The sequence below is a fragment of the Fictibacillus terranigra genome, from assembly GCF_030412265.1.
GTDB lineage: Bacteria > Bacillota > Bacilli > Bacillales > Fictibacillaceae > Fictibacillus_C > Fictibacillus_C terrinigri.
In genome coordinates this window covers 286261-298799 of record NZ_JAUHLN010000004.1, presented here as the reverse complement: position 1 = coordinate 298799, position 12539 = coordinate 286261, and the positions used below count along the sequence as shown (strand labels likewise).

Here is a 12539-nt window from a genome sequence, read left to right as displayed (position 1 = left end):
ATTTCATAAGGTCTCTTAAGAGAAGTGTAACAGAAACAAGAGCATTAGGCCGATTTAATCGTTTTGCACGGTTGGCAGGTGCAAAGTGACTTCAGTCCCCTTGCCAAGCTCGCTTTTAAAGGAAACCCTGCCTTGCATGGATTCTATGATTCTAACAGAAACCGTCGTCCCGAGCCCTGTCCCCTTGTCTTTTGTCGTATAAAAGAGTGTGCCAATTCTTGAAAGCTGCTCTTCTGTCATCCCTTTGCCCGTGTCTGCTACCGTAACGACTGCCTGATCTCCTGACACTGACAGGCTGACCGTAACCGTTCCCCCTGAAGGGGTTGCTTCAATGGCGTTTTTTATAATATTGACGAACGCCTGCTTCAACTGATTCCGGTCCGTAAACAAAAAAGGTTCAGATTTCAAATCGCTCACTAATTCCACGCCTTGCTTCACAGCCAGCGCATTGAGGAGCAGCATAACATCAGACAGGATTTGTGAGATAGAGAAACGCTCAAGTTTTTTAAATTCTGGTTTAGCAAAATTTAAATAGTCGCTGATGATCACTTCGGCACGGCCCAATTCGCTTAAGACAAGAGGAATATAAGGATGGTTGTCTGCTTTATCGTCCCGTTGCATGAGCTGAAGGAACCCCTTTACTACGGTAAGAGGATTTCTTACTTCATGGGCAATCGAAGCAGCAAGCTCCCCCAGCGTGTTCAGCTTTTCGGCCCTCTCAATCTCATTCTTCATCAATGACCGTTCAATGACCAGTTCATACAGCTTGGCTGCTGTTCCGACAGCTAATACTTGAATGATTCCAAAGATAAGCACATGGGAAAGCGATTGTGCAAACTCCTCGTTCGTTTCGCCGTCATAATAGAACGTGTAAGAAAACAGGATCATGATTTGAACAAAAGACGGCCACACTCCCATCAGCATGGCGTTCTTTACCCTTTTTGCAGGAGAGAGCTCTATAAATTTACTGCAATAGAAATAAGGAACTGCTGCGGCCAGAACGATACCGCTCAGTGCAAAAACAAGCGCGTCACCTCCCACAACCGTTCTTGCCACAAAGATGAACCCGAAAACCATTCCTCCTGCCGATCTTCCACCGTATAAAAAGGCAATGACCAATGGGACATAGCGAAGATCCCAATACAGGCTGCCTTCATAGAAGGCGAAAACTACACACAATATCGCAGATAAAGAATGAAGCATGCCTGTGAAATAAGGAGATTGTCCGATCGGACGCTTTTCAAAAAAAAAGCTTAACAGCAAAATCGGAGCCAGAACAATCAACACATGTAAAAGGAGTTTTTCCGTCAGCATCAGTTTATCTCCCAACGAGTTTGTTATCCTATAATTACGACAGGAAGTTACTTTCCCCTGCCAAATAGTGAGAAAATCGTCCTATATCGCAGCAAAAAAGGCCGCCTATCGGAAAAGGGGGGCGGCCTTTATCATCAGGATGCTTTTTTCTTAACGCTCTTCTTTCCTTTTACCACTTCAAAGATCTGAATCGATCCTGTTTTTGAATCGATCGTTAGATCATCTTTCTTTCCAGGCCCGATCACGTCCTTTTTATCCCAAACATTCCTTAATACCAGGCCATGCCCATGATCAAATGACTTTTTCAATGTTACTTTTTCTTCATTTCCATTATTTAGAACGACAAGGAAGCGGTCATGTTTATTGCTTCTTTCAAATACGATGACTTGATCGTCTGAGTACCACTCCTTGTACTTGCCGGTACGGAGGGCGGGCTCATCGTTTCTCAGCTTGATCAATTTTTTGTAGTACTGCTTTAAAGAAGTGTTTTGATGCGCTTTATCCCATGGCATCATCTCCCGGAAGTAGCGGTCCTTATAATCATCAACCGTGCTATGGTCCTTGCTTTGCGATAAACCAACCTCTGTCCCATAGTAGATGATAGGTGCTCCCGGAAGTGTAAATTGTGCCGCAGCTGCCTGCTTCAGTTTATTCACATCCCCGCCTGACTCGAATAGAAAGCGAGGCATATCATGGTTGTCGAGGAACGTGCCCATCACATATTCACGGTTGTATGTCTGTTCGTTTAAGCGGACCGCCTCACTAAGTTCATGCATGGATTGTCCTTTGGCAAACACATCAAGCAATGCTCCCTGCATCGGGAAGTCCAGAGCACCGTCCAGCTTGCCGGAGTATGTGTTGATCTTTTCACGGCTGTCCCATACTTCTCCATAGATAAAAGCATTCGGCTTCAGATTTTTAACCGCATGCCTGAAATCCACCCAGAAGCTGTAGCTTGGCCCTTTTGCATAATCCAGGCGGAAGCCGTCAAAGCCAAGCTCATTCAGCCAGAAAGGAACGACTTTATCCATCATGTAGCTGCGGGTCGCCGGATTGTCGTTATTTAGCTCCGGCAGTTCGGTTACACCGTAAAACGTTTTGTATTCCGTTGGCCATTTCGTAAACGTGTACCAGTTGTAATATGGGCTTGTTGTTCCATTGTTCAAAGCGTCCTGGAAGAACGGATGCTGAATGGACGTATGGTTCGGCACCAGATCGTAGACGACTTTCATGCCCTTTTTGTGCGCCTCTTTAATAATGTCCTTCATGAGCTTGTTCGTTCCAAAACGCGGATCGATTTTTAAATAGTCTGCCGGATGAAAACCATGGGAGTAAGGCCCATTGAAAACCGGAGAAATCCAGATCGTATTGACTCCTAAATCCTTGATATAGCTGATCTTATCTTTAACGCCCTGAAGGTCGCCGCCCATCCATCCCTTTAAACGCTCGTCATAGGAAAGATCAGGATCCACCGGTTCATTGTTCTTCGGATTTCCATCCATAAAACGATCAACAAAAACATGATAGATGGAAGCATTTTTCGCCCATTCAGGAGACTGATAGTCATCTATATAATAAGCAAATTCTGTTGCGTCCTCAGGTTGGATGCTGTTCGTGTCAGCAAACTGTGAACCATTTCCCGCCGTGCTCCATACATCCAATTTATATTTTACTCTCGTGTTGTCTTTTTGTTTTGGGATGACTCCTGTTAGAACGGATTTATACAATCCGCCCCCGAGGCTCGTTTTGGAAACAGCATACATCGGCACAAACATTCCGTGCGTTGCCAATCCTCTTTTTCCTGATGGAGCCGACCCATCCGTAGTATAGTAGATTCCGCCTTTATTGACCGGTCCATAATGTTCTACTGTCGTTTTGACCGTTACGTTATCCTTATGGTCCGGAATAAACGGCTGATAATTGAAATCGTGCGTGACATTCTTGGCAACCGGCACTGCGGTCCATTTTTCTACTTCATCGTTCACCGGCTGGCCGGCTTCTGTGAAGACAGCGGTACGGGGCTCGCTTCTTACCTCTTTAAACTGTGCATCACCAAGCGCATAATAATAACTGAACGACTGGCCGGGTTCCCCAGTCAGCTCGATGCTGTACTTCTGTTCCCCTGCTTTTTTGAGGCTGGATACAGAATAGTTATAACTGTTCAGGCTTGTTCCTGCCGTTATGTTTGCCCAGTCTGGGGTAGATTTCGGAACCGTCAGATTAAGGGTTACTTTGCCTTTCCCTTCCAAGAGATTAATATCCACCTTTCTCTCTTCATCCGGATGAAAAACGAAAACATAGCTGCCCGTCTGTGGCGGAGTGAATTCAAGATTGCCCCCATCCATCCACTGTCCATCTCTTACGTACTTAAATTCAAGCTTGCTCCCTCCAGTAAGCGGAATAGGGTTGCTTTTCCATGTCCCGTCCTGCTGCAGAGCCAGCGGATTGTTGTCTGAACCCCAATCCAGGGGGGGCAAACTTCCCCTTATCACCACTTTTTGATAGCTGCTTGCAGCAGCCGATGCAGGAAGCTGAACCCATATGATCCCTAAAAGCAGCACCAGTAACATTAATATGCCTAATCCCTTTTTCAACTAGACTCCTCCTTTTGAGCAGTTTGTGTAACTTGTGCAAACGCTTTCATCAATCTTTAATCAAAGTGTATCCGGGATGACAGAATTATGCAATAACTATCTCAAAAAAAAGACTGGCCCGCACGCCTGCGTGATGTGCATGTATCGCCAAATCTCCATAAACAGGGCGGTACTCAATGGTAATTAAACAGTTGTTTAAGACAAAATCAGATAGAGTATTTGGAACAGAACAGGCTTATGTACTAAAAAAACAATAAAAAGCAGCACACCTTAGACAGGTGTGCTGCACGTCGGTTATCCGATCTGCTCCAATAATTCATACGCTTCATTCACAGTTTGAACATTCAATAATTGGTTTCTGAAAGCTTCGTCCATAAGCTTGATAGAAAGCATCTGCAGAATCTTCAAATGTTCATTTCCTGCACTTTCTTCAGGTACAGCAATCATAAAGACCAACTGGGCGTTATCTCCATCCACACTGTTCCAGTCTACACCAGCCCGGCTAAGCCCGAATGCGACTCTCGGAGCAGTAACAGCTTTTGATTTCCCATGAGGGATCGCAACCTTAAAACCAATGCCTGTGCTTCCTTCCTTCTCGCGCTTCTCAATCGCTTTTTTAAACTTACGCTTGGATTTCAAAGCATCCGACTGATCCAGCTTTTCGATCATATGGTCGATCACTTCATTTTTTGTTGAAGCTTTCAAGTCGATATCTACAAGATCTTTACTCATTAATTCGGTAAGTTTCATGCTTTCCACTCCTTGTTAGGCTACGTTTTTCTTTACTGTATTGACTAAGAGAGCCGTTACGAAAACACCCGCTACTATGCCGATAAAGTACATGAGTGGATGGCTGATGGCGCCAAGCACCGCAACAATCGGCCCACCATGAGGGACATTGTTTCCGACATGGCCGAGCATGGCAATCGTAGAAGCGACCATCGATCCAGCCATAATACTTGGAATAACTCGCAGCGGATCTTTAGCCGCAAACGGGATGGCTCCTTCTGTGATTCCAACGAGCCCCATCGCCAATGCTGCTTTTCCGGCTTCCTGTTCGGCTTTTTCATATTTTTTCTTGTTAAGCAATGTCGCGAGTCCCATTCCAAGCGGCGGAACACAAATCGCTGCCGCAATCGCGCCCATGATATGAACATTGCCCTGTCCGATCATACTTGCTCCGAAAAGGAACGCTACTTTATTCACCGGGCCGCCCATATCAAAGGAGATCATGGCGCCGAGGATCAGTGCAAGAATGATGCTTGAAGCGCCCTGCATGCCATTCAGGAAAGCGGTAAGCCAATCCATCAGGCTGGCGATTGGTGCTCCGACTACAAAAATAAACAAACTGGCAACAACGATGGATGCAAGTAAAGGGATAACCAGGATTGGCATAATGGGCTGGATGACTCTTGGAACGCTCCAGGATTTGATCCACTTGGCGATATAACCAGCGACAAAGCCAGCAAGGATACCCCCGAGGAACCCTGCACCTGCTTCACTTCCATAGAAGCTTCCATTGGCTGCGATATACCCGCCGATCATCCCTGGAGCAAGCCCCGGACGGTCAGCAATACTCATGGCAATGAAACCAGCCAGAATCGGAACCATGAACGTAAAACCTGCTGAACCTACATCCATGATCTGCTTCCAAACCGAATCTTTCGGAATTTGGAGTCCGCTGTCCGTCGGGTGTCCCCCGATGGCCAAGGACAAAGCAATGAGCAGCCCTCCAACCGCAACAAATGGGATCATATAGGAAACACCATTCATCAAGTGGCGGTAAAAGGGATTCTGTTTATCTTTTCGTTCCTGTTTTACTTCATTGATGGATTTCATGTCACCCTTATACTCCGGCACATCACCGGTTTCAAAACGCCGGATGAGCTCCTGTGCTTTATGAATTCCATCCTGCACACCAGTGACGAGCACCTTTTTGCCAACAAAACGGCTTTTCTCGACCGCTTTATCTGCAGCTATAATAATGCCGTCGGCTTCCCGGATCTCGTCGGCGGTGAATTCATTTTCCACCCCGATGGATCCTTGTGTTTCGACCTTTATTTTAACTCCTAATTCCTCGGCTCCCTTACGCAGGCTCTCAGCAGCCATATACGTATGAGCGATTCCATTAGGACACGAAGTAATTCCTAATAACTTCATTTTCCTAACCTCCGCTTTCATTTATCTGTCTTGTCCATGAACTAATTGTAGCTTAGTAAATACGGTAAATAGATTTAATATTTACCGTAAGTTCCGGCAAAAACAAATTATATAAAAGCGTTTCCAATGCAAGCTGATGCAGGATTTTGATTGGCAAAGCCGAATGTAAGGAATCGGTAACTAACTTTACATGAACGGGATATATCTCCCTCAGCCTTACGCTGCTTCATGTATTTTCCGGGAAGGAGTTTTACTATCAATACCCGCACGGAGACGAGGTACACAACGTTGTCGCTGCTTATGTTTGTACAGACTATGAAGGCAGTGAAGTTATTGCCGGGATCGAAGTGAAGGATGTGCGATTTTTTGATCTGGATCATCTTCCCCAGGCGATGGGCGGTCCGGATCCGCTCGTCATCCATCATTATTTAAAAAAAGACAGCATGAAAGCTGCCTTTTTAAAATAGTTCATATATGCATTCTGCGGATTTTTGTTCTGCCACTTCTCGAATAAAAGTTGGATTCTCCGTCAAATGAGATATCTCTTGGAATAGGTCTTTCAAGAGATATCTTTTTTCATTGTCCATGGCGAGAAGTAATATGATCGACACTTCTTCTTTTCCCCACCGGACGGGATTTCTGAAAACCGACATCCCGATTACTGCTTCCTTCACAAGATCAGAACTGCCGTGAGGGATCGCTACACCGCCACCTACCGCAGTAGATGATTGTTCTTCACGGTTCAATACACTTTCTTTGTAGCTTTCTTTTACAAATCCATTTTCCTCCATTTGATGAACCATGGTCTTTAGGATATCTGTCGGATCTGTCTCTCCGGAATGAACAAAGATCAGCTTTGAATTCAGCAGCTGCTTTAAGAGGGGATAGCTGCTGTGCGTCTCTATTGGCGGACCGTTTTGAATCCACTTTTCGATTTCCTTCTGATCCTCCTCAGTCATAAGAGGAGAAACGACCAGCACGGGCACATCCGGATAAGAGAGAGAAACCGTGCTGATCACAAGATCAGGCTTCTTCTCTTTTATTTCAGCCGGCGCTTCGCTGACGGAGGCTGTACCAGCGATCTCAATCGAATGAAACTTCCGCTCCAGCTTTGTCACGATGAGCTGAGACATACCGATCCCCATTGTACATATGACGAGCACCTTGAGATGGCGGGCATTCTTTTTCTTGAACCGTTCGACTGAAGCTTGAAAATGAAGCGTCAAATAGGCAATTTCCTCCTCAGGAAGGGATTTTTTCAGCTTTTGTTCGACAACCGGCAAAGCATAATAAATCATTTCGAACATCGTCATGTACATTTTCTTGATCTGATCTGCCATTGGATTGGATAACGGCAGGGAATATTCCAGTCGATGGAATGTCGTCTGCAGATGGCCCGCTAATCCTGCGAGCAAAAGCTCATCATTTGTAAAATCAATATCAGTGATTTCAGAAACAGCTTCGATCAGCTTCTTGGAAAATTCCAGTACGGCAGTATCGAATCCCGCCAGTTCTTCCTCCAGCCTGTCCCTGTCTTTCGCATGATAATAAACTTTTGTACCAAGAACCCGGATCGTAATATAGACCGCTTCCTCCTTAGGAAGTCTAACAGCCATGACCCTTTCAATATCCTTCAAAAAAGCTCTCACAGCCGGATATTCCTTCATTCGAGTGATCCGCTCCTCTTCATCTGGTGAAATCGTAATTTTACTGCCTGTCTTTACCCTTTGGACTGAGACCAGAATATGAGTGATTAAGTTTTCAAGAGCACTGTCGGTGAAAGGATAGTTGAGCTGCGTTTCCAATTTCCTAAGGCCGTTTCTGACAAAAGCGATTTCATGAGGCGCAAAGATCCGGTTCACGAAGTTTTTTTCTTCTTCTGCCGCATGGATCAGCATACCGGTTAATCTGGATAGAGCATCACGCTTATTTTTTTCGTTTCCGTCAATTCTCAAACCCACCTTTTGTTTAGGCAGAACTTTGAGGTGAAACGACTTAAGCCAATCCTCCATCATCTTAATATCATGCCTGACAACGGTTTTGCTCACATAATATTTTTCAGCAAGCTCCTGAAGCGTCGTCTCTTTATTTTTTAAAAGCAGCTGGCGCACGATACTTATTCTTCTAATGCTGTCAGCCATTACTGTGTCCGCTGCCTGCTCTTTCTTAGATAGATCCATTAAATTCGAGATGGCGGATGCTGTACCTTCAAGATACACGCCAACCCCTCGCCTTCTTATTAAGCGAACGTCTGATTTCAGCTTCAGCCAGTCATCGATCACCTTGCAGTCGTTCCGGATCGTTTTTTCAGAACAATCCAGTTCAGACGCGATCTGATCTACTGATATACTTCCTCCGCTTTTTAATAAATAAGAAAGCAGTCTGTTTTGCCGTTCATTCACTTCCATCACCTGCTCCTGCCCTCCTCTGTTTCCTATATCTTAAGGTGGCTTATTCCATCAAAAATAATGAGTTTGCTTCCTTTCCTAAGTCTAGGTCTTTAGCATCAGAAGTCAATACTTGATCTCGATTGTTTTACATATGGTGGTTAGAGGAATACTATTTTTATCGATATCCATGGAAGGATGTGTTCAGGATGGAAGAGACAAAAATGAAAAGGCACTGCAGCCATTGCAATAAAGAAACGATGCACATTGTTCGTGAAGATGCACTAGAACTTGAATATACCTGCACCAACTGCAAGCATACAGAAACAGAAGTGAAAACTTTCTTTTAATTTGAAGCAAAAAAAGCCGGCATTTGCCGGCTTTTCACTTCGCGGTGCCTGGCACCTGAATGGTATACCCCTAGCCGATCTCCCTTTGGAGCTGGCTGTTGTAGAGCTCGAAGTAAAAGCCTTTTTGCTTTAGCAGGTCGTCGTGCGAGCCCCTTTCTAAAATTTCACCATTTTTCAAAACGAGGATTTGATCCGCTTTTTGAACGGTATTCAACCTGTGGGCAATAATGAAACTCGTCTTGCCAATCATCAGGCGATGCAAGGCTTCCTGAATTTTCATCTCGGTGATCGTATCAATGCTGCTCGTCGCCTCATCCAGTACAAGAATCACAGGATTGGCAAGGATAGCTCTCGCAATGCTTAAAAGCTGCTTCTCCCCCTGGCTGATTCCGCTGCCGTCCTGCTCCACGATCGTCCCGTACCCGTTTGCCAGTTTCGTGATAAAGGAGTGCGCGTTTGCCTCCTTAGCCGCTTTCATGACATCATCGTCTGAAGCATCCAGTCGTCCAAATCGGATGTTTTCCATAATGGTACCTTCAAAAAGAAATGGATCCTGCAGCACGAACCCCATATGCTCCCGAAGAGACTCCCGCTTAATCCCTTTGATTTCGCGCCCGTCCACAAGAATGCTCCCTCTTTTCGCATCATAAAAACGGGACAGTAGATTGATAATCGTCGTCTTCCCCGCTCCCGTTGGGCCGACCAGGGCAACCGTTTCACCCGGCGAGGCATGAAATGAGATATGATTGACAGTGTTTCCTCCCTCTTCATATGAGAATGAAACCTCCTTAAATTCAATCTCTCCTCGAACACCGGCCAGCTCCTCGTTTCCTTCTTCATCTTTCGTTTCTTCTTCCTCATCCAGAACTTCAAAAACCCGCTCTGCCCCTGCTACCGCTGATAAGAGCGTATTGTACTGATTCGACAGGTCATTGAGCGGACGGGTGAACTGCCTGGAGTACTCGGCAAAAACGACGATGGTCCCGATGGTAACGACTCCATTTAACGCAAGAACGCCCCCTGCACCGGCAATGAGAGCAAAGCTAAGATTATTTAGAACATTCATCAGCTTAGGAATAAAACCCGAATACGTTTGAGCCCAAAATCCGGATTCCTTCAACTTGTCATTCTTATCCAACAGCTCCGCAATCACTCGTTCTTCCTGACAGAAAGCTTTAACGATACGCTGGCCTGACACGGTTTCCTCGATATAGCCGTTCAGCTCCCCAAGGTTCCTCTGCTGTTCTTTAAACAGCCTGCCGGTACGGCTAGTAATCCAGCGCATGCCAACGAACATGATAGGCACGATAATGAGGGTGACCGCTGTAAGCAGCGGGCTCAGCCAAAGCATGAACCCGACCGTGCCCAACAGCGTCAATACACTGGAGATGATCTGGATAACCGAAGAGTTCAGAGTAGAACTCACATTTTCAATATCATTGATGACCCGGCTCATGATCTCACCATACTGGCGCTGATCAAAGAACGGGATCGGAAGTTTGTGAAGATGGCGAAACAGCTGCGTCCTCATCGAAAAGACGGTATTTTGTGCAATCCCGATCATCCAGTAGTTCTGAAACCAGAGTGCTGCCGAGTTCAGAATATAAATGGCCAGCAAACCGGCAAGAAGCCTTAAGAGGCCGCTGTTATCTTTCGTGACTATATAGTTATCAATAGCCTTCCCGATCAAAAAGGGGCCGAGCAGACCCAAAATCGAACTGAGGACAACCATGAGGAGAACGAGCCATAAGCGCCCCTTCTCACGTGCAAGATAGCTCCAGATCCGAGGCAGTGTTCTGCGCCAATCCTTTGCCTTCTCTTTTTTTCTTTTCGGTACCGCTGCCTGCGCCGCCACCTTTTGAACGATGGCTCTTTTATGCCGGAACGGTTCACTCAAAGCCTTTAGCATGCTTTAACGACTCCTCTCCAAACTGGGATTGGAAGATTTGCTGATACAGGCTGGAGCGAAGCAGCAGATCCTCATGCTTTCCTTCCATCAGCAGCATGCCGTTCTCAATCAGCAGAATTTTATCCGCTTCCATCGCTGTGGCAATCTTTTGCGTTATGATCAGGATCGTAGAGGGATAGTGCTTCAAAGCTCCGAGAAGTTTTCCTTCTGTTTTCAAATCAAGAGCGCTCGTACTGTCATCAAGCAGCAGAATCTTCGGCTTTCTCACCAAAGCACGGGCAATGGAAAGTCGCTGTTTTTGGCCTCCGGATAAATTGACCCCTTTCTGCCCGATTCTGGTCTCGTATTGTTTTGGCAGGGACGCTATCGTTTCAGCGATCTGGGAGTTCTCAGCAGAGATCTTTATCTCTTCTTCAGTGGCATTTTCCTTACCCCAGGTGATATTCTCCTTTACGGTTCCTGTGAAAAGAAGAGCTTCCTGAGGAACAAGGCCGATAGCATTCCTTAAATGCTCAAGCTTTAGACGTGATATATCCATTCCATCAAGCAAAATCTTGCCTTCATCAACATCATACAGCCGGGGGATCAGCTGAAACAGCGACGACTTTCCGGACCCTGTCGCTCCCATTACGGCAACCGTTTCACCTGGTTCTGCTTTGAACGAAATGTCCTTCAGGACTTGTTTTTTCGTCCCGGGATAATGAAAAGAGACACCCTGGAACTCAATTTCACCTTTGAAATCAGGACGGGTGATCACGGAATCCACAGGGGCAACGAGGTCGACCTCAGTATTCAGCACATCAGAGATTCGGCTACCTGAAGCCTTCGCTCTTGAAAACGCCATAATGATCCAAGAAAAGATGGAAAAAGTGGAGGTGATTCTCGTGCTGTAGTTGATAACGGCGACTAAATCACCAATCTTGCCACCACCTGTATTGACCTGAACACTGCCAAACCAAAGAACGCAAAGAATAGCGATATTCATGACGAGAAGAAGGATAGGGTTCGTGGACTCCATCAGCCTCAGCGCAAAGGCTGTATTACTCTTAAGCTTGCGGTTGGCTTCCGTGAACCGTTTCACTTCATGCCTGCTTCTTAAGAATGCTTTGATGATTCGTATGCCTGAAAGGTTTTCCCTCATCACGCCGTTCACTCTGTCCAGGTTCTCTTGGACCGATTTAAACAGTGCGCCCCCTTTTTTCATCACCCACATTAAAAACACAAATAAAACCGGGACAGCCACCGCAATGAAAATAGCCAGTCTCGCATCTATGATAAACGACATGACAAGACCGCCAATGATCAATAAGGGCGCCCTCAGCATGACCCTCAAGCTCATGAACACCGTATTCTGCATCTGGGTAACATCGTTGGTCATTCTTGTGATGAGAGATGTCGCAGGAAACTGGTTAAAATTCTCAAAAGAAAACGCCTGAATTTTTGTAAACAATTCCTTCCTGAGGTTATATCCATAGTTTTGGCTGACGTGAGATGCATAGAAGGAATTACTCACACCAGCGGCAAATGCGCAAAGCGATAGGCCGATCATCACTCCTCCCCACACCATGACAACCCCGAGATCTTTTTTCATGATGCCGTTATCAATAATCCGGGCGATCAACAAAGGCTGCAAAAGCTCGACAGCAAGCTCAACAAGCATTAAAAACAAAGCAACAGCGATCTGAACACGGTAAGGTTTTAGTATCGATATGACTTTCAAGACTGTATCATCCCTCCAGAGCCTTCTGTGAAAAATAATAATATGTATTATTTACCACCTTAATCATACCTTGTCCGAACAATTTATTAAATAATTTGAACCTTC

General features: G+C 45.7%; 6 protein-coding genes and 1 pseudogene. 1 reads left to right on the top strand and 6 read right to left on the bottom strand.

Annotated elements, in window-relative coordinates:
* Positions 1–54: 54 nt before the first annotated feature.
* From QYF49_RS19450 to QYF49_RS19435, 4 genes and pseudogenes are all read right to left on the bottom strand, one after another.
* Positions 55–1314 carry an ATP-binding protein gene (locus QYF49_RS19450; RefSeq protein ID WP_290401251.1) on the bottom strand — a complete coding sequence of 420 codons (1260 nt, stop codon included), beginning with the start codon at positions 1312–1314 and terminating at the stop codon, positions 55–57.
* A 134-nt stretch (positions 1315–1448) separates the two neighbouring features.
* Positions 1449–3908 carry an alpha-amylase family glycosyl hydrolase gene (locus QYF49_RS19445; RefSeq protein ID WP_290401250.1) on the bottom strand — a complete coding sequence of 820 codons (2460 nt, stop codon included), beginning with the start codon at positions 3906–3908 and terminating at the stop codon, positions 1449–1451.
* 294 nt (positions 3909–4202) lie between these two features.
* A pseudogene (locus tag QYF49_RS19440) lies at positions 4203–6068 on the bottom strand (fructose-specific PTS transporter subunit EIIC).
* Between the two features lie 458 nt (positions 6069–6526).
* Entirely contained in the window at positions 6527–8476 is a 1950-nt protein-coding gene (locus tag QYF49_RS19435) for a BglG family transcription antiterminator (RefSeq protein ID WP_290401379.1), read from the bottom strand.
* A 188-nt stretch (positions 8477–8664) separates the two neighbouring features.
* On the opposite strand from QYF49_RS19435, the gene QYF49_RS19430 reads away from it, so the two are divergent.
* Positions 8665–8805, top strand: coding sequence for a hypothetical protein (locus QYF49_RS19430; RefSeq protein WP_290401249.1), 141 nt, complete (start codon positions 8665–8667; stop codon positions 8803–8805).
* Positions 8806–8875: 70 nt separating this feature from the next.
* On the opposite strand, the gene QYF49_RS19425 is transcribed toward QYF49_RS19430, so the two are convergent.
* Positions 8876–10714, bottom strand: coding sequence for an ABC transporter ATP-binding protein (locus tag QYF49_RS19425; protein WP_290401248.1), 1839 nt, complete (start codon positions 10712–10714; stop codon positions 8876–8878).
* Positions 10695–12434: an ABC transporter ATP-binding protein gene (locus tag QYF49_RS19420; protein WP_290401247.1), complete on the bottom strand. Its 1740-nt coding sequence runs from the start codon at positions 12432–12434 to the stop codon at positions 10695–10697. The genes QYF49_RS19425 and QYF49_RS19420 overlap by 20 nt, the downstream gene beginning before the upstream one ends.
* Between the last annotated feature and the right edge of the window lie 105 nt (positions 12435–12539).

What these genes read in the sequence shown, in the direction of transcription:
- QYF49_RS19450 (WP_290401251.1), bottom strand. Translation starts at nt 1,314, where the DNA reads ATGCTGACGGAAAAACTCCTTTTACATGTGTTGATTGTTCTGGCTCCG.
- QYF49_RS19435 (WP_290401379.1), bottom strand. Translation starts at nt 8,476, where the DNA reads ATGGAAGTGAATGAACGGCAAAACAGACTGCTTTCTTATTTATTAAAA.
- QYF49_RS19430 (WP_290401249.1), top strand. Translation starts at nt 8,665, where the DNA reads ATGGAAGAGACAAAAATGAAAAGGCACTGCAGCCATTGCAATAAAGAA.
- QYF49_RS19425 (WP_290401248.1), bottom strand. Translation starts at nt 10,714, where the DNA reads ATGCTAAAGGCTTTGAGTGAACCGTTCCGGCATAAAAGAGCCATCGTT.